The sequence below is a fragment of the Streptomyces sp. NPDC088246 genome (genome assembly GCF_044741025.1).
GTDB lineage: Bacteria > Actinomycetota > Actinomycetes > Streptomycetales > Streptomycetaceae > Streptomyces.
Window position 1 is genome coordinate 1 of the sequence record NZ_JBIURV010000085.1, and the last position, 20,530, is coordinate 20,530.

At 68.6% G+C, this 20,530-nt stretch carries 15 protein-coding genes and 3 pseudogenes; 12 read left to right on the plus strand and 6 right to left on the minus strand.

What is annotated here, in order from left to right; genetic code table 11:
- Positions 1-542 precede the first annotated feature (542 nt).
- Together ACIPEK_RS43760 and ACIPEK_RS43765 are read right to left on the minus strand one after the other, a co-directional pair.
- Positions 543-2,087, minus strand: coding sequence for a hypothetical protein (locus ACIPEK_RS43760; protein ID WP_402008143.1), 1,545 nt, complete (start codon positions 2,085-2,087; stop codon positions 543-545).
- Positions 2,088-2,507: 420 nt separating this feature from the next.
- A complete protein-coding gene (locus ACIPEK_RS43765) occupies positions 2,508-2,729 on the minus strand; it encodes a hypothetical protein (RefSeq protein WP_402008145.1) in 222 nt (73 codons plus the stop codon).
- A gap of 693 nt (positions 2,730-3,422) precedes the next feature.
- Here ACIPEK_RS43765 and ACIPEK_RS43770 point away from each other — a divergent pair.
- Entirely contained in the window at positions 3,423-4,052 is a 630-nt protein-coding gene (locus ACIPEK_RS43770) for a NucA/NucB deoxyribonuclease domain-containing protein (protein ID WP_402008167.1), read from the plus strand.
- 101 nt (positions 4,053-4,153) lie between these two features.
- Positions 4,154-5,023, plus strand: coding sequence for a DUF6924 domain-containing protein (locus ACIPEK_RS43775; RefSeq protein ID WP_402008147.1), 870 nt, complete (start codon positions 4,154-4,156; stop codon positions 5,021-5,023).
- Between the two features lie 236 nt (positions 5,024-5,259).
- Here ACIPEK_RS43775 and ACIPEK_RS43780 read toward each other — a convergent pair whose 3' ends face one another.
- Both ACIPEK_RS43780 and ACIPEK_RS43785 read right to left on the minus strand, forming a co-directional pair.
- Positions 5,260-5,763, minus strand: a complete 504-nt coding sequence (locus tag ACIPEK_RS43780; protein WP_402008149.1) for a hypothetical protein — start codon at positions 5,761-5,763, stop codon at positions 5,260-5,262.
- A gap of 874 nt (positions 5,764-6,637) precedes the next feature.
- A pseudogene (locus ACIPEK_RS43785) lies at positions 6,638-7,393 on the minus strand (IS5 family transposase); the annotation flags it as partial.
- Between ACIPEK_RS43785 and ACIPEK_RS43790 the strand changes: the two are divergent.
- Positions 7,283-8,118: pseudogene (locus ACIPEK_RS43790) on the plus strand (DUF2268 domain-containing protein). The pseudogenes ACIPEK_RS43785 and ACIPEK_RS43790 overlap by 111 nt on opposite strands.
- A 283-nt stretch (positions 8,119-8,401) precedes the next feature.
- Positions 8,402-9,415 carry a DUF2599 domain-containing protein gene (locus ACIPEK_RS43795; protein WP_402008151.1) on the plus strand — a complete coding sequence of 338 codons (1,014 nt, stop codon included), beginning with the start codon at positions 8,402-8,404 and terminating at the stop codon, positions 9,413-9,415.
- A gap of 128 nt (positions 9,416-9,543) precedes the next feature.
- On the opposite strand, the gene ACIPEK_RS43800 is transcribed toward ACIPEK_RS43795, so the two are convergent.
- Complete coding sequence (locus tag ACIPEK_RS43800) at positions 9,544-11,040, minus strand: tyrosine-type recombinase/integrase (protein ID WP_402008153.1); 1,497 nt, start codon at positions 11,038-11,040, stop codon at positions 9,544-9,546.
- 81 nt (positions 11,041-11,121) lie between these two features.
- On the opposite strand from ACIPEK_RS43800, the gene ACIPEK_RS43805 reads away from it, so the two are divergent.
- From ACIPEK_RS43805 to ACIPEK_RS43825, 5 genes and pseudogenes are all read left to right on the plus strand, one after another.
- Complete coding sequence (locus tag ACIPEK_RS43805) at positions 11,122-11,544, plus strand: hypothetical protein (RefSeq protein WP_402008155.1); 423 nt, start codon at positions 11,122-11,124, stop codon at positions 11,542-11,544.
- A 371-nt stretch (positions 11,545-11,915) separates the two neighbouring features.
- Positions 11,916-12,390 (plus strand): annotated as a pseudogene (locus ACIPEK_RS43810) (HNH endonuclease); the annotation flags it as partial.
- Positions 12,391-12,613: 223 nt separating this feature from the next.
- The gene (locus ACIPEK_RS43815; protein ID WP_402008157.1) at positions 12,614-13,804 is read left to right on the plus strand and encodes a tyrosine-type recombinase/integrase; all 1,191 of its coding nucleotides are present in this window, start codon (positions 12,614-12,616) and stop codon (positions 13,802-13,804) included.
- The gene (locus ACIPEK_RS43820; protein ID WP_402008159.1) at positions 13,686-14,021 is read left to right on the plus strand and encodes a helix-turn-helix domain-containing protein; all 336 of its coding nucleotides are present in this window, start codon (positions 13,686-13,688) and stop codon (positions 14,019-14,021) included. The genes ACIPEK_RS43815 and ACIPEK_RS43820 overlap by 119 nt, the downstream gene beginning before the upstream one ends.
- 638 nt (positions 14,022-14,659) lie before the next feature.
- Positions 14,660-15,988 carry a hypothetical protein gene (locus tag ACIPEK_RS43825; protein WP_402008161.1) on the plus strand — a complete coding sequence of 443 codons (1,329 nt, stop codon included), beginning with the start codon at positions 14,660-14,662 and terminating at the stop codon, positions 15,986-15,988.
- A gap of 81 nt (positions 15,989-16,069) precedes the next feature.
- On the opposite strand, the gene ACIPEK_RS43830 is transcribed toward ACIPEK_RS43825, so the two are convergent.
- Positions 16,070-17,419 (minus strand): tetratricopeptide repeat protein, encoded by a 1,350-nt coding sequence (locus tag ACIPEK_RS43830; protein ID WP_402008163.1) that lies wholly within the window; start codon positions 17,417-17,419, stop codon positions 16,070-16,072.
- 123 nt (positions 17,420-17,542) lie between these two features.
- On the opposite strand from ACIPEK_RS43830, the gene tap reads away from it, so the two are divergent.
- The 3 genes from tap to ACIPEK_RS43845 form a co-directional block, all read left to right on the plus strand.
- Positions 17,543-19,534 carry a telomere-associated protein Tap gene (tap, locus tag ACIPEK_RS43835; RefSeq protein WP_402008164.1) on the plus strand — a complete coding sequence of 664 codons (1,992 nt, stop codon included), beginning with the start codon at positions 17,543-17,545 and terminating at the stop codon, positions 19,532-19,534.
- Between the two features lie 3 nt (positions 19,535-19,537).
- Positions 19,538-20,095 carry a telomere-protecting terminal protein Tpg gene (tpg, locus tag ACIPEK_RS43840; protein ID WP_402008165.1) on the plus strand — a complete coding sequence of 186 codons (558 nt, stop codon included), beginning with the start codon at positions 19,538-19,540 and terminating at the stop codon, positions 20,093-20,095.
- Between the two features lie 290 nt (positions 20,096-20,385).
- A partial coding sequence (locus ACIPEK_RS43845; RefSeq protein WP_402008169.1) for a transposase occupies positions 20,386-20,530 on the plus strand: 145 nt, incomplete at its 3' end.

Sequence of the window (20,530 nt, forward strand, 5' to 3'; positions counted from 1 at the left end):
GTCAGCAGGCTGACCGCGAGCCCGAGCCAAATCGGGCAATACCTCCGCCCGAAACCGCCCGCGGCAGCATGAAACGGTACCGAACACCCTCTCAGGTCACACATTGCGTGTGTAGGTCGCAGGTGCACGACACGAGCGGTGGGCCGCACCACGCCGGGCGTGCGCGGAGAAGATCCTGCCGGAGGCTCGCACGGTCCTGACAGGGAGCCGTTCACGGGTGGGCTGACGGGGTCTGAGGGACGCGACTGTTCCTTCTACCGTGTCCAGTGCTGGAACGATGGCGACAGTAGGAAGATCGTCGCCCGCACTGCCCATCCCCTTGCGCATCGTCCCGCAGAACTCTGGTTGGGGCAAACGACACCGGCACGGCTCGACCTGGATGGGTCGGCGCCGCTGTCTCGGCGTCGTGCGTGTGCGGAAGGCATCTTCTTCCGTCGGCTCAGGAGCGGCGCCTGCCGTCGGTAGCCCTCGCCTATATCCACGGGCTGCGGTTCATCACGATCGAGCCCCGCCGGCCGGCGGGGCTGACCGGCCTGGTTTGGCTAGGGGAGGGGGCAGGTGAGCGGGAGGACGTGTTCGGTCAGCTGCCCGGTGAGGTGGGTGTCGGTGACGGCGGCTTCGGTGAGCCAGTCCGCTGCGGTCAGCTGGTCGACCAGGTGCTGCAGTTCGCCGGGGCCCACTGGGCACAAGGTGGCGAGGGAATCCAGGGTGACGCCCGTTCCGCCGGGGCCGAGCCGTCCCGATGGGCTGGTCTGGGTGGCCAAGGTCAGGGCGAGCAGCCGGGTACCTGCGGTGGTCTTGGCCTTGCGGAGCTTCTTGTCCGAGACGACTTTCTGGGCCCATCCGCTGAGTTTGGGCCGCATCTTCTTGCCGAACGTGAACGGGGCCGTCTTGTCCCCGCGGGCCACGAGGGACGGGACGGTGACCGTGGTGGGGTTGTCGGGGCGGGAGGCGAGCAGGGCGTCGGCGGTGCCGGGGATGCTCAGCCAGCCGCAGTCGGTCATCTTCTCGACCAGGTCTTCCGGATCGGTCAGGCCCAGCGAGGTGAGGTCCTGCCCGACGAGGTTGCCGGTGCCGGTGTGTGCGGTGCGCAGGGTCAGCATCACCACCAGCAGCCGTGCCTCGTGGTCGGGCAGCGGGCTGTGGTCGGCCACGTACGCGAGGACGGAGCGTGCGTGTTCCCATTGCGTCGCGGCGGTCAGCAGCCGGGTCACCGTCGGCCCATCGCTGTCCGTACCGCGGCCGGTGCGCTGCTGGTGCTGGAGGCGGGCGGTGGTTGCGGCCTGTTCGGCGCGCCGGGCCTCAAGCCGCAGATTGACGTCGCAGGTGACATCGGCCCAGGTGGTGAAGGCGCGTGCCTTGCGTTCCTGGAGGTCGGCGAGGAGCGCCAGGTCGGGTTCGGTGCGCTGCTGGTAGGCGCGGAAGAGCTGACCGAGTTCGACGAGTTCGTCCCGCAGGACGACGGGCCGCAGATCGTGGGGGATGGCCCGCTGCGCGATCTTCCCGTACGGATAGTGGCGCCGGACCGGGGCGGAGCGGGGGGCCGGTACGTCCCGCGGGCGGGCCGTGGGCGCGGGACGGTCGGAGAACTGCGGCGCGCCGGCAGGAGCGGTCGACGGGCGGTCGGCAGTGTCCGGGGCACCGGCAGCTGGGCCGGAGGCGGCCTGTGCGGTGGTGACGACCTGTGCGCCAGGCGTGGCGGCCGCGCAGCGTGAGCAGCACTCCATGGCCTGCCACCAGCGTCCTTCCCGGTCGGTGACCACGGCCAGGACGGCCGCCCCGCCGCACCGCCAGGGCTGGGCATGCATCTGCCGGTCGTCGGGACGGAGGTGCGTGCGGCAGCTCTCGGCCCGGCACGCGCAGTACACCTCGGCCCGGGGCCCTGGAGCGGCCCGGAGGTGAGCCTTGAGGTGGGCGACCGCAGCCGCACGGCCGACGGCCGCGGACGGCAGACGCTTCTCGGCGCAGGAGGGACGGCTGCACGAGATGCGCACCGCCGCACTGCCACGACCGGCAGCGTCCAGACGCACCGTCCACCTGCGCCCCAGCACCCGCTCGTTCAGCTCGCTCGCAGTGGCCTCCGTCATCCCGTTCTTCCTCTCATGCCGTGTCCGTCCCCAATGCCCGCACCCGTCCTGACCGCGACGGACGGGGCGCGGGGGCAGGCCTACCGTACGCGGGCAGGCAGCCCGATGGCTGGTGAACTCGCCCGGTTCACCAGCCCACGGCGTCGACCTGGCCCGACGGGACGGGTGTGAACCGCTGGACGCGCTTGGCGCGCTGGTCACCGGAAACGGCTGACGCTCTGTATCAGGTTGCCGCGCCGGAGATGGGTCACGGCCGGGTGCGCAACAGCTCGGGCACGCGGCTGGTCTGCCCGAGCCAGGTGGCGAAGTCCTTGTCGATGTACTCAACCAGGCGCATGACTTCGGCGTGAGCGTCGGTGAGGCTGAGCCGGCGCGCACGGCCTTGACTGTTGGACTGGCCGTGCAGTGGCACGCCGTTGATCAGAGGCTCGTGATGTGCAACGCGGTTACGCAGGGAGCGGACGTGACTGGCGGTGGCGACACGGTGGCCCGCTTGCCGCCGCTGTTCGGGAATGCCTTGTGCATGGCCTTGCACCACAAGGTGGAGTCGTAGTCGACGTTCTTCTTGAACGGGCCGTCACCACGGGTGCCGCCTTTGTCGAGCAGATGAACCCAGCAGCCGAAGGTGGACTCCGCCACCATCTTCCCGGCCGGGACGGTTCGCCGTGTCTTGCTCGCCGGTCTCCTGATGCCGGGATCATTGGGCGATGACTTCTCAGTCGCTTGTCGTCGGTTCCTGCCGGTTGTACTGCGTTGTGGGTACGAGCGGTGTGTCCCACTGGTCGGGGGCGGCCGAATTAGCGGTAGCCGGTGACGCAGTACCGCGTCACCGAGCGGGCTCCGCCGTCGCGGTCCTCACTGTCACCGCTCCTGACCGAAACCCGACCTGTCCTAACAGGCAGTGCCCCAACAGCCAATAGATCCACGACCGCTGAAGCGCATAACGTGCTCGCCTTACGGACGGCAGCCCCGACGCGGTGCCATCCCTCCATCAACGAGGGGACACTTACCCATGCGCATCAGCGCGCCCAGAAAAGCCGTCAGCGGTGTTGCTCTCGGCGCCCTCCTCCTCACCGGCATGAGCGCCGCAACCGCGCAGGCCGCGCCGGAGAAGTACAGCATCGCTGCCGCCCAGGCCCCGGCCGTCGAGACCGTCTACACCAACACGGCCGCCGCCGCGAGCTGCAAGCTCAGCACCATCACCATCACCATCACCCGCACCAGCATGTGCATGGACGTCGGCGCCCGCATCGACCTGCTCAAGAACGGCAAGCCGTTCGGCTCCGCCACCTTCGAAATCAAGCACGCCATGACGCTGAAGACCAACAAGCTGAAGTGGGCAGAGAGCTTCACCGTCGGCAAGGCCAAGCTCGTCAACGCCGGCGGCATCAGCATCAACGTGTCCGTCGGCGGCGGCAAGGGCGTCAAGACCGCCGTCAAGTTCCCGCAAGGGTCCACCCTCGGCTCAGCCCACAAGGGAACCGTCGGCTACGCCGCCAGCATCGGAAAGAAGAAGCAGCTGGCCAGCCCGGCCTCCTACCGGTTCACCTTCACCAAGCCCGGCTACACGATAGGCGGCTTCACCTACAACTCCGCCAAGTACCGCTGCGACGACACGTTCTGGGGCCCCAAGAAGCGCACCAAGAACCCCGGCTGCGTCTCCCCGTCCTACTCCCCAGTTTTCACCCTCTCCCGCAGCGACGCGAAGGTGAAGCAGTCCGCCAACCACATCTTCGATGCCCAGCGCAAGATCGCCGGTCACCCGGGCGCCTCCACCCCGCTGCACCGCATCACCAACGCCCCAAGAAGTACGACTGCGACGAGTACCCGTTCGCCGCAAGCGAGGAGGGCGGCAACCCGGCCCGCGGCAGCACCCGCATCATCTCCGCCGGTGACAACCGCAGCGCCGGCGCCCGCCTCGGCGGCTTCTACAAGGCCCAGCGCGTCCTCAACGGCGACGGCTAATACGTCCGCATCAAGTAAGGCGCACAACGCGCCTGCCACAGGTCCCGTCTACTCTTCCAGGACGTAACCGGCAGGCACAGTAAGCGCGATGGGGGTTCTCCATGCAGTGTTCCAACTGGCCGCCCCTTGACGGCCGCACCCGGCCGCTCAAGATGAAGGAGTGGGGTGACCTGGCCGTCATGGACCCCGACGCCGGCAAGCAGCCGCGCGGACGCGGGTTCCTGGCGGCCGAGAAAGACTGGCTGCACATCGACGCCGGAAGCGCCCTGGAGAACCCCATCGTCACCCTCTACGCCGGAGATGACCCGGGAGCAGAGAGCGGCTGGGGCGAGGTCGAAGAGATCGCCGTGATCTCCACGACCGGCTTCCTCGCCCTGTGCGACAGTGGGCACGAGCCGCTGCGCAAAGAGAATCTCGCCGCCGCAGGAGTCGGCCCCTACCTGATCCGCGTCCACGCCAGTGACCGGTCGTCGGACGGCAAGAAGCCCCGCTTCCTCATCCAGGTCATCCCCGGCAAGCGTACGGGGGCCGAGCCCGAGCCGCCCCCCTCCACGATCGAAGGGTCCGACGGTCCGCTTCTGGTGCGGACGTCCTTCGAGCAGCCAGATGAGTGGGCACGCTTGCTCCAGGCCCTCGAGGGAGGATCGGAGCACTACGAGTCGATCACCGTCATCGACAACCGTGCCTACGCGGGCTTCACGGCGGATCAGATCCAGGCGCGGATCGGGCGCGATGACGAGGACTGGCCCAACAGTACTCTCGTCCTCGTCGCCGACGAGTGGGCACTGGCCTCCGCAGAGTTCCCGTTGCTGGCTGTGAACAACCTGCCCGACGATGACGACGTTCCGTTCAGGATCACCCTCGCAGCGGCCGGTTTCCTCGTTGTCAACTCGGAGCTGGCGAACACGAGCTTTGGTGAGTGGGGCTGTGGTGTCGAGGCTGACGGCGTCTACCGGGAAGAACGCTACTGACAGTGCTAAGGGGGCGCACACCACGTGGTGTGCGCCCCCTTCTAAGAGGGCGGTTTGTGAGGCTTTGAGCGATTTCACTGTCATCTGATGGTGTGGGTGTGGGCGGAACCTTTCGGCCCGCAATCGTCTCCCGAGGACCCGCCATTGACGGCGTCCAAGACATGCACGGGCTCCCCCCGAAGACTGCCTCCGGATGGTCCGTCCCGGGGTTGTGTCGCGTCAAGGGGCACCGGTGCTTACTGGTCGGGGTCGGACCAAGTCGCCACAGGGGCTCGCAGATCTGGGAAGCGGGGACCGGAGACCATCTCCTGGGTCGTCTCACCGTTGAGCCAGCACACTTGCTCGGGGCCGCCGTCGCCGGTGTCGAACAGGCAGCACACTCCGCCGCTGGCGGCGGTGAGGCCGGTGAACACATCCCTGACGCGGGCCGACCGTGCGAACATGCGGCTCATCGCCGACGTCGCTGCCCAGAACTCCACTGACGCGTAACGAGGGTGCAGCAAGGACTCGAACCGGATCGTCAGGTAGACGTACCCGATCTCGACTCGCCCGTCCTCCTCGGTTTCATGGCCGTGTGCCTCTCCGCACTCGCGCACCGCGTCATCGACGCCGAACATGATGGACGTGTCGAGCTCGAGCGTGCTGCTTGTGGAAGAGTCGACCGGCTCGCTCTTGAAGTGGGAGGTGAACGGGAGGACGAGCCGGTCACCGCCGGGCAGTATGAGCTCAAGCGGAGGCACGCCACGGGTCGGTGGCGCTAGCTCGGCCAGATTGGCCAGCGCCCTGGGACGTTCCGGGGACGCAGGTAGATGTCGTAGCCGTAGGTCAGCCCCATTCTTCCCCCTCTGCTGGGCCGAACCGCACCTTCTCATGACCCGCCCCTGGTGAGCTTGCCGGTTTCGGAGAGGCGCGCCGATCCGGCGCCACAGTCGTTTCCAGCTGCTCCTTGCCTGCGTGGGATTACCGTGAATCTGGTGCATCCTGGTCCCACCAATACGGACGCCAACCCCGCCGACAGGCCGAACACCGAGACGATCGCCGGCTTCACCGCCCTCGGGCGCTTCGCGGACCGCGACGACCGTCGCCCACCTGGCGCGTCCGGGCGGCTGTTAGGTCACCGGTGTGTCGATCCACGTGGACGGCGGCTTCACCTCCTGACACCTGATGCCCGTTTCCCGATGATGCTGGGGCATCGCCGCTGGTCAAAACCGGGGCCGGTGCTGCCTGGTGAAGTTTCCGGAGTCCGCCTCGGTAAGAATGCCGAGCTTGACCAGGCGTTTCCGCTTGGCGCGGGTGCCCTCGATGTTCTTCGGCAGGAGTGCGTGGCCGAGGGTCTGGCAGACGTCGCGGCCCGGAGTGGGCCGGTGGCCTGGTTGAGCACGGCGAGGATTCGCGGGTAGTCCGGATGCTCGGGCAGGTCGGGCGAGGTCGGCTGGGTGGGGAGCCGGTCGGTGAGTGCGGTGACGGTCTTCCGTGTGATCGCCGGGTGGTTGAGGCGGGTCTCCGTTTCCCGGAGCCGGTCCTGGAGTTCGGTGATCTGTGTGCGGAGGTCGTCGGCCAGGGCCCGGGCGGCGTTCTCCTGGATGCCGAGCGCGTTGAACAGGGGCTGGATGTTCATGCGGCCGCTGCCTGCGTCTCGTGCCAGGTGGGCGTGTTCGCGCCGGTGAGGCGGCGGGCCATGACGTGGGTCATTGCCCAATAGACGCGGGAGGCCGAGGATGCCGGCCGGTGTTCGTAGTCGCGGACCAGGCGCCGGTGCAATATCAAGATCCCGTAGGTCTGTTCCACTCTCCAGCGCTTCGGCTGCGGGACGAACCCCTTGTCCTGCGGGTTCCGCGTGACGATCTCGACATCGACACCGAGGCGGGCACCGTGATCGACGACCCGGTTCTTGAAGCCCTGGTCAACGAGGGCCTTGCTGACGCTGCCGCCGGTGTGCTCGGCGACCTGGTCCAGGAGGGCGATGCCCGCGGCATTGTCGTGTGTGTTCGCGGCGAGGACTGTCACGGCGATGACCAGGCCGAGCACGTCAACCGCCAGTCCCCGTTTGCGTCCGGGCACCCGCTTCGCGGGATCCCGGCCGGTCGTGGAGGAGGGGACCCCGGCGGCCTCGTGGACACTCTGCGTGTCCAGCACCACCAGGGTCGGGTCCTCTAATCGGCGGGCCCTCTCCCTCACCTGGCAGCGCAGGTGTTCATGGATGACCTGGTCGGTGCCGCCGTCGCGCCACGCGGCGAAGTAGTAGTACGTCGCGCTCTTCTGCGGCAGGTCGTGCGGGAGGTAGGCCCACCGGCAGCCGGTCCTGCCCTGATAAAGGATCGCGTTCACGATCTCCCGCATCAAGTAGTTGCCCTGGTGGCCACTGACCGCAGTGGCTTCCGGGTCGATCGTGAGGACCCGCGGTACCTGCCCGCGCTGCGGCAGATGCAGGACGCGGGGGTGTGGAACCAGATCGAGGACTGCCTTGCCGCAGCGTGGGAGCGACTGAACGGTGCGGTGCCCGGCATCAAGCACGCCGAGACCGTGCACGTCGTCCTGGTGCTCGGCTACCCCGATGACGACCCCCTCACGGTCCGCAATGCTGGGTACCTCGGCATGGGAGGCATACCCGGGTTAATCCAGCTGACGCTGTGGCCCACCACGACGAGCCGGGAGAAGATCGGCTGCGCGGCCGCGCACGAACTGCACCACAACGTGCGCTACGCCAATGTGGCCTGGAACCCGATGGTCGTGACGGTCGGCGAGCAGGTCGTCGCCGAGGGGCTGGCCGAGGCGTTCGTGCGGGAGCTGTCCGGTGTGCAGGCCATGGGCCCGTGGTCGAACGCGCTGGCCGGCACCGAGCTCGACGATGCCTACGAGAAGATTGCCGCCGGGATCGACGTGACGGGGATGCAGAATCTGACCGCGTATGTTTTCGGCGACGCCATCGCGCAGCGCATGGGGCAGCAGCCCGTGGGGCTGCCGGACTTCGCCGGGTATGCGGCGGGCCTTCGGATCGTAGACGCCTACCTGAAGGCCTCCGGACCGCTGTTCAGAGCACCGCGCTGCCAGCACGCGAGATCCTCGTCTGCGTGGGCGTGCCGACCAGTGCGTGACTCGCCCCTGCGGATCGCACGGCAAGGCTGGGTCGGCGGGCATGGTGATGTTACGCCACGTGATCTCGAAGCCGCTCACGGTGAGGTCTTCGAACAGGCCGGCGCGCGCGTACCAGCTCGTGCCACACGTGGCGGCCAGTTGCTGACCGGGCAAGCGGGCCGCGCCCGGTGCAGCAGCATATTCCAGACATCACACGCCCCCACCGGCGCGCTTGTGCATGCTCGCGAACGTGAACGGGCATTATATGACCTCCGTGCCCAATAGGCCACAGGGGGATCACAGTTGAACACCCGAACTACCGCAACCGGCTTCCTGAAGGCGGCGGCCCTCGCCTGCGCCGCCGCCCTCGCCATGGTGACTGTCCAGGCCAGCCCGGCCGCCGCCGACGAGACGATCTGCGGCCACCAGGTCGGCGGTGACATCCTCGCCAAGTACCAGTCCATGGGCGGCGAGAGCAGCCCGCTGGGCTGCCCCACCTCCGACGAACTCACCACACCGAACGGACGCGGCCGGTACAACACCTTCGACGGCGGCTCCGTCTACTGGACCGCCACCACCGGCGCCCACCCCGTCTGGGGAGCCATCCGTGACAAGTGGGGCGCCATCGGCTGGGAAAACGGCCAGCTGGGCTTCCCCACCGGCGACGAGCTGACCAACCCTGACGGCCAGGGCAAACGCCAGCAGTTCGAAGGCGGCACCGTCTACTGGCACCCCACCCTCTCAAACGGCGCCCACCCCGTCCGGAGCAAGATCGGCGAACTCTGGGGACAGTACGGCTGGGAAGGCGGCGAATTCGGCTACCCCACCAGCGACGAATTCGCCGACCCTGAGTACAACGGCGTCCGTCAGACCTTCTCCGCCCGCCACATCAGCCTCTTCTGGTCCGCCGGCAGGGGCGAACCGCACGGCACCTGCATCGGCGAATGCGTCGGCTACGAGGGCACCACCAACGTCCCCTGGGTCAAGGAAACACGCGTGTGGAAGGCCGTCCACAACGGTGACATCGACATCTTTGTCTATCCCACCGACAAGGGATTCGATGACGCCGACACCGACTACAACGCCCTCTGGGACCAGGCATGGAGCGCCGTCCCCTACCCCAAGGGCATCACCGACTCCCAGGGCTCATCCCTCTACAAGCAGCTCGCCTGCCACTCCCGCTACGCCTACAAGAAGCCCGACGGAAGCCACGTGACCGGCGACAGCTGGGACCTGGAGACCTGGCGACCGGACGTCTCCTGGGACTACGCCCTCAGCCCGCTCACCGTCCCCTTCCACCAGTGCAACTGGACCTGACCATCTCTCAGCGGTCCGGCGGATAAAGCCCGAGCCCGCTCCCACACCTCCCCGCTGCAATGATCAGCGGGCAAGAGAGGGGCGCACACCGTGGTGTGCGCCCCTCTTCACATTCCCGGCATCGTGGTTCAGCCATTGCCCTGGTTGACGGCGGCGATCGGCAGGAGCGTCGCGGTCGCCGGAACTCCGATCTCGCGGGGTGTCGCGCCGCCTGGTGTGGGGACGTCGACCAGTCGTTCCAGCAGCTGGTCGAGGGCGGCCTGACCGGCGTCGACCGCGGCGCGTTCCTCGTCGCTGAGCGGGTCGATCGCCAGCATGCGCTGGAGGTTGTCATTGGCTCCCAGAAGCCGGCCCTTGCCGGAGCTCTCGGGCGTGCAGAAGTCACAGCGAGCGCAGGCCATGCGATGCGGACACTGTTCGAAGAAGGAGTAGGTGCAGAACCCGTGACCGAGGTCGTAGTACTGCCATGGCTCACCTGAGGCGGCCGTTCCGGAGGTGACCGCGTCCCGGTCGACCAGGACCTCGATGGTGCGGACGTTGCGCTCGAAGTACCCCGCATCGCTGTAGGCCCTGGCCAGCGCGTTCGGGGTGATCTCTGCGTAGTGCTGAGTGGCCTCCGGACTCCGGTGGCCGAGCCAGGCTTGCAGCTCGAACAGCGTCATCGGCACCTTGGCGTTGTAGAGCTGGCTGGCGATCGTCGAGCGGGCCCGGTGGCTGGTGATGTAGCCCCGGACATCGGCGGTCGGGACGCCGGCCTTGCTGCCGGTCTTGTGGGTGGGACGTCCAGCAAGCAGGCGGCGTCCCGCGCCAGCACCTCGTCGGAGTCCCCGGGGATGGGGAAACCGTCGTGCTGCCAGCGGATGCACCCCCATGCGGAGGCGGGCTGTCTCGTCGCTGCGCGGGCCGCTGAACAGTCGGGCCAGGGTGACCGCGCGGATGAGTTCGATCGGATAGCACAGCCCGTAAGTGTTGGTCGGGAAGTCCTCGGAATCGATGTTGAGCCCGGCCCGCAGCAGCTTCGCCCATATGTCGTCGGCGATCACCCGGGGGTTGGGGCCGATCAGTGCCGCAACGCTCCTGGGAGTGGCCGGCGCGCGAACTGGGTCGAACCGGCGGGGAATCCACTCCCACTCCTGGCAGTCCCGGAAGAACGTCCTGGTCGCGGTCAGGTAGCCGGCTTTCGTGCGGGGCGAGAGCGGTTCACCGCCGCACTTGTCGATTCCGGCCTGGCACTGCACGTACTCGCCTACGGTCATCCGGTCCAGCGCCGCCACCCAGGCCGCGCAGGTCTCGCACGTCCACTGGGTGGGTTCGACGACATCGGGGTGCTCGGCGGCCAGCCACCGGCCCGCCTTGGCCATGACGGATCGGAACATGCCCCTGACCTTCGGCGTGAGCGTCGATGTGTCGTGCCACCGCTCCACCACCGCGGCCCAGGGCTCAGGAACGCCTTCGAGGCCGGGCATCACGCCGTGGACGGGCTCGGGCGGCGGGTCGGCGAAGCCGAGAGCAGCTATCGCCCGGTGAACACCGTGGAGATTGCCGCGCCGCGCCCCGGACGGGTGTGCGGGGCTCTCGCGGAAACGGCGCTGGGCGAGGGGCAACGCGCGGGGCGGCCGGCTCATCTTGATAGTCAGCGAGGCGCACCGGGCGCCTTCGCGAAGGGGTGGGTCTCACCAGGTGGGGGATCCGCGGGAGGGAAGTTCATGACCAGGACGAAGAAAACCGGGGTAAAGACGCGGTGCGGCCGTGTGGCTGTGATCGGTGCGCTGGGTCTGGCCTCAGTGACTCTGGCCGCCGGGCCGGCGTTGGCCAAGGGCGGCGTGGACATCACGGCGCCGCGCACGGCGTATGTCGGCAAGACCATCACGGTCAAGGCGCACGGCGGCGATGACAGCGCCGGCTACCTGCATCAGCTGTGCCTGGAGGAAAAGGGTTTCGGCGAAGGGTGGCACCAGGAGAATTGCAGCGCGGCGGTCGAGGGCGACGTGCGGGTCACTGCACGCGGCACGTCCGCACGCCGCGGCAACCTGGAATTCCGAGCGGTGCTGTACGGCCTGACCAGCCCGCATGACCAGAATCCCGTGCGCTTGCAAGCCTCTGACGTGGTGACGGTGCACGTCCGCTGAACCAGCGGCGCGGCCGTGGGCAGCCGGCACGACCACTGCCCACGGCCGTGCACCGAATCGCTTCTCGGTAGAGCACCCCGGCATCGTGCAGGGTGGTCACGAGGACGCGGCCGACCGCCTCCAGGGCGAAGAGCAGCGAGCCGTCCGGGTTCGCGCTCAGCTCGGCGAGCAGCCCGCGGTCGATGAAGCGCCGGACGACCGTTGTCAGCGCTTCGTGCGACGCCTGGCCTGCCCGCAGGCGGCCCCGCCTCGAAGCCGATGCCGCGATCGGGCAGCAAGATTACCACCTGCACATTTGACCGACTGTCACCAGATCATTGGCTCCTGCCGTCATGAGGGCGCATCAGCCCCTGACCAGCTGGAGTTCCGCTGTGACAACACGCCGTTTCGCCCCCATCGCCGCAATCCTCGTCGCGGCCGCTCTCGCCGTGTGCAACCCGAGTGCCGCACAGTCGGGCTCGTCCGATTCGAAGCCGTCGGTACCTGCCACCTCAGCCGGCACCCCTGACACCTCGGCCGGGGCCAGCGCTTCAGCCGCACCGGGTGCCCCGGCCGGTGGTGGCGGTCTGTCGCTCGCCGAGGCGATCGCGAAGATTCCGGGCGCGGACGAGAAACCGCACCGGCTACAAGCGTGACAGCTTTCGCCACTGGATCGACGAGGACGGTGACTCATGTTCCACCCGCAACGAAGTACTCATTGCCGAGGCGGTCAAGGCTCCTGAGCAGGGCGCTCGATGCACCCTGACCGGCGGAGAGTGGCTCTCGTACTACGACGAAGTCACGGTCACCGACGCCCGGAAGCTGGACATCGACCACATGGTCCCGCTCGCCGAGGCATGGGACAGCAAGTAGGAGAAGTTGCCTTGTCTGCATCAATGTCGCACTGGCTGGGCACAGCTGCGACCTGGCCGAAGGCCCGTAGGTAGCCACTCGTTCGTGTGACGTCGGGGTATCTGGCCTCGGCCGATGGCAAGTCAACGCCACGATGTTGCATCGGATGCAATCGGGTGGGGTGGACGTGCGAACTGTTGGTGTTCCGGGGGCATTTCGGCTGGTCATGCCGGGAAACGTGCGGGCCTTGGACCCTGGGCCGGCGATGTTCGAGGCGATGTTGCGAGGGTGGGAGAAACAGCAGCAGAGCAGGCTGTTGGCAAGGAAGACGATTGAGGATCGGCTGAGCCTGGTGCGGCGGTTCACGGTGTTCACGGCAACGTATCCGTGGGAGTGGACGCCGGAGGACGTGGAGGCGTACTTCTCGCACCAGTTGTCGGGCGACTCTCCGCTGGCGCACTCAACGGTGCGCGGTCAGCAGGGCGACCTTCAGATGTTCTGTACGTTCATCGTCGATGGCCGGTATGGGTGGGCCGCCGCCTGCGAGGAGGCGTTCGGACAGGTTCCCGCACAGGTCTGCCACGACTGGAACACCGCCGATCACGTAGCGGTGTTCGAGGGCCGTCCGGGGCGTCGCGCGCTGACGTACGACGAGTTGCAGGCACTCTTCGATGCCGCCGACGACCTGGTCGAGCAGAAGCGCAAGCGTCGCCGAAAAGGTGTGCTGGCCGCGTGGCGGGACGCGGTGATACTCAAGCAGGTCTACGCGTACGGCACCCGGCGGCGTGAGACGTCGATGCTGGATCTGCAGGACCTACGGCACAACCCGCGGGCAAAGGGGTACGGGCGGTTCGGTGCGCTGGAAGTGCGGTTCGGGAAGGCCTCGCGCGGCAGCCCTCCCAAGCGGCGCACGGTGCTCACCGTGCCGGAGGTCGACTGGATTGTCCCCGTTCTTGAGGAGTGGGTGGACGAGGTGCGGGTCGGATTTTCGCCGGGCGGGCATCCGGCTCTGTGGATGACCGAGCGGTGCGGACGACTCGGGGTACGACGCTTGGACGAGGTATTCGCAGCCGTCCGCGCACACGCCGGGTTGCCGGAGGAGCTGGAACTGCACTGTCTGCGGCACACCTACGTCACGCACCTGATCGAGTTCGGTTATCCGGAGAGGTTCGTCCAGGAGCAAGTCGGCCATGCCTACGCGTCGACAACGGCGTTGTACACGTGGGTGTCGGACGAGTACCGCAACCGGCTGATGGAGGCTTCGTTGCGGCGCCGGATGGAACGTGCGAACGCAAAGGAGGTGGGCGTCGGTGATGAGGCGAATGGGGTTCGAGTGGAATCTGCGTCGGCTGATGGCCGAACGGGACATGTACCAGACGACCGACCTGGTGCCGCGTCTGGCCGAGTACGGGGTACACCTGTCGCGTGAGCAGGTGTTCCGGCTGGTCACGCAGCCCCCGCAGCGGCTGTCGATGGACACGCTGGCAGCGTTGTGCGGAATCTTGGACTGCTCGCCGGCAGACCTGATCACGGTGCAGGAGGTTCGTCGGCAGGTTGCAAGGCCAACGGCGTCCGGCGAAGTCGACGGGCCAGGCGTAGCCCCGCCGGCCAGGCGGGTCCGGGTTCGGCGTCCGGAGGGCCTGTGACCCGCTGCAAAGCCCCGCCGCCGGAGTGGGCGGAGCTTGCAGAACGCCTCACCGCGCACCTTCCCGAGCTGACCGCCGAGGAGGCGGCCCGGATCGTCGCCGGAATGACGCCGCCTGCGCGCACCCGCATTCGCGACCACCTCCGCCTCCACCCCGATGCCCTGGTCAGCGGCGCCTCCAACGCGCCCCGCTCGGTACAGGCCCTGATCACCTCCCTGGCCGCCGCCGGAATCGTCGGGGTGAGGCTGCCTGCCTGCTTGCGCTGCGGACGCATCCGGCCACTGCGGCGCGCAGTTACCGGCGGCCGGGTCTGCCTGGGCTGTGAAGGGACTCTCGCCAACCGCAGCAACGTCGGTCCCTGCTCGGCATGCGGCGTGACCCGGCCCCGGCCCTCCCACCAACGGTGTTCGCCCTGCCAGCGCGCTCAGCTCTCTGCTACCAGGTCGTGCTCGGCGTGCGGCAGGCCCGCACCCATGGACCCGTGCTCGTCCTGTCGGCCACGCCCGAACGCGCCGTGCGCACTGTGCTGCATCAGTGCCCCCGTCTGCGCCCGCTGGCCACTCGGCCCGGTGTGCCTGCCCTGCTACCGCACTTCTCGCAGCTACCCCGGCACATGCCCGACCTGCGGCAAGGCAAGGGTGCTGATCGCTCGCAAGAACAGCCGCCGCGTCTGCGGGCCGTGCGCGGGCCACAACGATCCGTACGCGTGCCCGCGCTGCGGCAACCCGCGCTCCTACATGGTCCGCGGACTGTGCGATCGCTGCACTCTCCATGACCATCTGGACACTGTGTTCGGTGCCTTGCCCGCCACGGCGGTCGGCCCGTACACGCGGATGCGGACCGCATTGGCCGAGTGCGAACAGCCGAGGACGGCGCTGAACTGGATCCGCAACTCACACTCCGCCCGCCTGCTGGCCGATCTCCTCGCCGCCGGCCGGCCGCTGACCCACAGCGACCTGGATGCCATGGCTCAAGGTGGCGGTCTCGGAGGAGCCCAGAGCGTCGACTATCTGCGCGGTGTACTCGTCACCTACCAGGTACTACCCGAACGTGACGAGCTCTCCGCCCGCGTCGAGCGCCACCTCGCCCGTGTCGCGAAACGCAGTCCCGAGCACGCCCTGCTCCTGCAGCCCTACGTGCGCTGGTCGCTGCTGCCTCGTGCCCGCAGGGCCGCACAACGCCCGGCCGGGTCCAAGCACCGCATCCGCTGGGCCTACACCCGGATCAACCAGGCCTCGGCGTTCCTCACCGCCATGAACGAACAGGGCCTCACGCTGGCAGACGCCACCCAGCACGAGGTCGACACCTGGCTCGCAGGCAACCCGAGCACCCGCTACACAGTCCGCGACTTCGTCGTCTGGGCCGCCCGCCGCGGCCACAGCCGCCCTCTTCTCGTCCCGCACCGGCTCAAGGCCGACCCCGTCGGAATCGACGACGACTCCCACTGGGAACTCCTCCAGCAGTGCCTGACCGACACAGATCTGCCCCTGGACGTCCGCGCCGCCGGAGCCGTCCTCCTGCTGTTCGGCCAACACCTCTCACGGATCGCGGCCCTGCCCACTGGTGCTCTGAGCACGGTGGACGGCCACACAGTGCTCGTCCTGGACCGCACCCCGATCCGACTGCCCAAACCTCTCGCCCACGTTCTGGCCGAACTCGCGGACCGGCCCCCACTCTCCGGCTGGGCCGCGAACTCACCCCGCCGGTGGCTCTTCCCGGGCAACCGGCCCGGCCAGCACATCTCCGGAACCGTTCTCGCCCGGCGTCTGACAGCCCACCACATCCCCATCCGGCCGGCCCGCACGACCGCGCTGATCCAGCTTGCCCAAGACCTGCCGCCCGCTGTCCTCGCCCCCATGCTCGGCCTTCACGTCATCACCGCCGTCCAGTGGCGCCGACGCGCCGCTACCGACTGGAGCGCCTACCTCGAAACTCGCCGAACCGGAACACAACCGGCCGATCAGTGACGGTGCAGATCGACCCCATGCAACCAGCAGGCGCTCCTCGTGAGGGGCCACCACCCCAGCGGGCCCAAACCTGGCGGCAAATCAGAACGGGGGCTCGTCTTGCCCGGAGTCGTCCCGGGACTCGGGCGGCCGTGGAGTGGGCCGTTGGAGAACGGCCAGGGCGTCCTTGATGCGGCCGAGGTCGATGAGGTAGCCGGCCAGGTCATGCCTGTTCGCAGGGGCGTGCTGCTCGAGGATGGCGACAGCGTCCTCAGTGCGTCCGGTGCCGGCGAAGAGCTCGGCGATGTACAGCGCCGCGTACGAGGTAGCACCTTCGGGGTGGGAGCGGGCCTGCGCGATCGCTTCGTCGACACCGCTGCAGGCGGCGATCAGCGGCAGTCGTATCCAGTACAGGTCCCACTCCTCCTCGCCCCCACGGGCGGCGGCGAAGGCGTCCAGGTGCGCCAAGCCGTCCTCGGGGCAGCCCTCTCCGAGGCACAGGTCGGACAGGGTATGAAGGATCCAGTCGTCCCTGTTGCAGGCCTCGGCCTGGACCCGCATCACGTCGATCGCTTCGTTCCCCCGCCCGTGCCGGGCCAGGAGCTGCGCGAGCTCAAAAGCCGAGTTGGGATCGCGGGCCGCGGATCCGCCAGCGTGCCGGTATGCCGCGATCGCCCCCTCCACGTCGCCGCGTTCATCCAGCAACCTCGCAAGCTGTTGTACGGCGTACCTGGAGTCATCAGTCGCCGCAACTGCCCGCAGTTCGTCGATCCGGCCGTGCCGTGCCAGCAGCGCAGCCAGTTGCTCGTGATTGTTGAGCAGCGTGGTGCTGCCGGTGCGCAGCAGGGCGATCGCCTCGTCGGTTCGGCCCTGGCGTTCGCGGATCGTGGCGAGGAGCCCTATCGCCGTGTCGCGATCGAGGCCTCGGCAGCACCACGGGAAGTCGGAGCACCGGTGTTCGGTCCGGGCGGAAAACAGTGCGGCGGCTTCCTCGTCGCGGCCGGCGGCGGCCGCGACATCGACCAAAGCCACGGCGAGTGCCAGCTCGCCGATGTGTGGACACAGCAGAGTGAACGCCTCCTCGGCACGGCCGTGCCGGGCGAGCAGGCGCGTGTACGATCCCAGCGCCATCGGATGCCCGGCCTCCATACGGACCCGAGTGATCTCGATCGCCTCGTCGAAGCGGCCCCAGCCCTCCAACAGGTCGGCTGTGGCTGCCACGGCCGTCCACCAGCCGGTTTCCAGGTACGGGGCGAGTACCTCCAACGCTTCGGCCTGCCGGCCCCGCTCACCCAGCAACCGCGCCCACGCCAGGGCGCAGAACCATTCTCCGCGCCCGGCCTGCACCTCCACCACGTCGGTGTAGCCGCGTTCGAGCAGCCGCGAGACCAGTTCCGGCGGTATGCAGCCGGACTGCGTCCGAGCCCGGTAATCAAGATCAGTAGCGTCCACGAGCACGCACCCTAGCGTTTGCCCCTGACACCCTTGTCGGCACCGCCGGCGGCTTCGAATACAGCACCGTAGGAATGACGCTCCCCGCCAGTCGGGGCCTCAGCGTGAAACGCGGACCGGCGCATGCGGTACGCGAACGACGCTGGTCACCTGGCCGACCGGGTCAGCGTCGTCCGGCGCGCTGGCGAAGTGCTGTACACCAACGAGCTCATGCCCGGGGCGGCGAAGTGCCCCGCACACGGCGCCCCCGCCGCTGCGCCCGCCCCGGCCGCCCTGCCCCGGCCGGAGACGCCGGAGACCTTCACCGGCCCGGCCGCGACCGAGACGCCCGAGCCGGAGACCGTGGTGGAGGACCCCGCCGCGCCAGAGCGCCCCGCCCGTACAGCCGCGCGTCCGGCCACGTCGTCGCGGCGTCCGGCGGCGAAGAAGGCGACCTCGAAACCGGTCGTCGACCCGCGGTTCCCGCACGGGCCGCTCGCGGTGCTGGACGGTGACGGCTCCGCGTACGGGGTCGACGGCATCGTGCTCGACTGCCCGGCGGCCACGGTGCCGGAGCTGATGGAGTGGACGCTCAAGAAGTCGGGCCTCGGGGCCGCCAAGCTCAACCGCTACGGCAAGGACTCCGACCCGCTGATCGTGCTCACCGCCGCGGCCGCCGTGAAGCTCGGGCTGCCGGAACGTCTGGAGGGCCACGAGCAGCGCCGCTCCCTACGCCTGCTCGAGGACCACCCGGTCGTCAAGCAGGTCGCGAAGGCGAAGTGGCAGCTTACGCAGCGCGGGTTCGGCCCGTGGGCGCGGATCTACCGCAAGGCTCAGGGGCGCGAGCGGCAGTGCGTGCAGCTGGCGATCCTGTCGTGGGACGCCCTCGATGAGCGGTCCTGGCCCGGCGTCCCCGAGATGGAGCCGGCCGACATCGCCCGCGTCCTCGGGGTGTACGCCCAGCGGGTCATCACCCCGCGCGGCTCCACGGCAGTGTCCGGGCTGGAGCTGATGACGGCGCTGCGCCCGCCGACGAAGGCCGTGCAGGACCCGGAGACCGGGAACTGGGTGTCCGGCCACAACGCGGGTTCGCTGGGGACGGAGCCGATGGACCCGGCGCCGCCGGAGGCCACCCCGGAACACCCCGTGGTCGTGAACTCCGGCTGGACCGGCGGGTTCCTGAACGAGGAGGCGTACCAGTGGGTGCGGTCGGTTGACTCGCTCACGGATGAGGAGTGCACGCTGCCCTTCGCGGTCGGCCTCGACCTCAACACCGCGTTCCTCGCCGCCGCGGCCCGGCTCGTCGTCGGCCTGTCCGCTCCGGACCACTTCAACGCCCCGAAGTTCAGCCCGAAGATCCCCGGCTCCTGGCTGGTCGACCTGTCCCACATCGAGGCGGACCCGCGCCTGCCCTCGCCGTTCACGCCGGACGGCACCCGCCCGACCGGCCCGGCCTGGTACCAGACGCACACCGTCGCCTACGCCCAGGAGCTCGGCCACGACGTCCACCCGATCGAGGCGTACCTGCGCCGCGAGACCGGCGCGTACCTGGACCCCTGGCACGACCGGCTCAAGACGGCGTACGTCGACACCCTCGCCGACCTCGGTGTCACCCGGGACCTGGTCGACCGGCAGTTCCTCGCCGCGATGGAGCGGCACAAGCAGGTCGACCCGGCCCTGGCCGCCGTGCTGACCGCCATCAAGGCCACGGTCAAGGGCGGCGTCGGCAAGCTGCGCGAGCGCCCCCAGGGCCGCCACTACAAGGAAGGCGAGCGGTGGCCGGCCCTGGAGCGGCCGACCTGGCGTCCCGACATCCGCGCCGCCGTCATCAGCAAGGCCCGGGTCAACATGCACCGCAAGCTGCGCAACATGGCGGCGATGACGGGCCTGTACCCGCTCGCCGTGCTGTCCGACTGCGTCGTCTACCCCTCGCCGGGGGAGAGCCCGTTGGATTTCCTCCCGTACGCGGCGTCCGGTAAGCCGCAGCCCGGTGGTTTCCGCCTCGGGCCGACGCCGGGCCTGGCGAAGCTGGAGGGCGTCCAGTCGATGCTGTGGGCGGTCGACCTGATGGAGAAGGGCCTCAACCCGGCCCGCCACATCAAGGGCGGCGACGCAGTCCTCGACGAAGGGGAGTGACCAGTGGGGGAGATCGAGGATGCGATCGAGCGTGCCGACCGGGAGGCGTTCACCCGGGAGCCGCCCAAGACCCTGCAGGGCCGCATCAACTTCCTGATGAAGCAGCTGAAGACGACGCGCGCCGTGGCTGCCGAGCTGGGCGTGACCCAGCGGTCGGTGGAGCGCTACCGCAAGGGCGAGCGCAAGCACCCGCCCAAGGACATCGCCGCGAAGGTCGAAGCGGCGGTACGGCAGCGCTGGCAGCCGCAGGTCCGCAAGCGCCGCCGCCGGCAGGCCGCCGCCACCGGCGGCATCACAGTGGAGACCAGGGCCCGCTTCGGGTACACCGCGCCGGTCGGCACGACCGATGACGGACGGTTCCGGCGACTCACCGTGCACCTCCCTCCGGCGTACGCGCAACGCCTGTTCGACGCCCGCGACGCCGGGGCCAGCGACCAGCAGATGCGTGGGATCATCGCCGAAGGGTTTAAAGACGTGTATTTCCAGGACGGTGGTGGCCGGGCCATGGGACTGTCCGACGTGGCCATTAACGACATCGATTACCTGGATCTCAACTACTGAATTAAGAGCCCTTTTATGGCGAGCATCAATTACCCTGAGCCGAAGCACGTTAGTTGTCACATAGGCAGGCTTGCGGCGAGGCCGTGGGTGCGCGGAGGTTCACCGTTCTCGCTGAACTCTGAGCTCGGTTGAGCGTGTCGCGTTCCTCATGGCGGAGCAGGTGGGGATCTTGAGGTCATGGTCTTTATGAGGTTCCCCCGAGATGCGGAGTGTGGTGACAGAGGGGCAGATGGTTTTCATGAGAGGAACATTGACCGTGGCTGCCCCCAGGAAATACTCGCTCGATCGAGTTGCGTGAGCGTGCGGTACGGATGTACCGCACCGCCGATCCGAAGCCGCCGATCAAGAAACTGGCCGTCGATCTCGGCGTGCATCCGGAGGCCCTGCGCGGTTGGATCCGGCAGGCCGAGGCTGACGCCGGCGAGCGCGATGACC

Coding starts and splice junctions, on each gene's coding strand:
- ACIPEK_RS43760 (WP_402008143.1), bottom strand. CDS start 2,087: ATGACGGAGGCCACTGCGAGCGAGCTGAACGAGCGGGTGCTGGGGCGC.
- ACIPEK_RS43765 (WP_402008145.1), bottom strand. CDS start 2,729: ATGGTGGCGGAGTCCACCTTCGGCTGCTGGGTTCATCTGCTCGACAAA.
- ACIPEK_RS43775 (WP_402008147.1), top strand. CDS start 4,154: ATGCAGTGTTCCAACTGGCCGCCCCTTGACGGCCGCACCCGGCCGCTC.
- ACIPEK_RS43800 (WP_402008153.1), bottom strand. CDS start 11,040: ATGAGCCGGCCGCCCCGCGCGTTGCCCCTCGCCCAGCGCCGTTTCCGC.
- ACIPEK_RS43805 (WP_402008155.1), top strand. CDS start 11,122: ATGACCAGGACGAAGAAAACCGGGGTAAAGACGCGGTGCGGCCGTGTG.
- tap (WP_402008164.1), top strand. CDS start 17,543: ATGCGGTACGCGAACGACGCTGGTCACCTGGCCGACCGGGTCAGCGTC.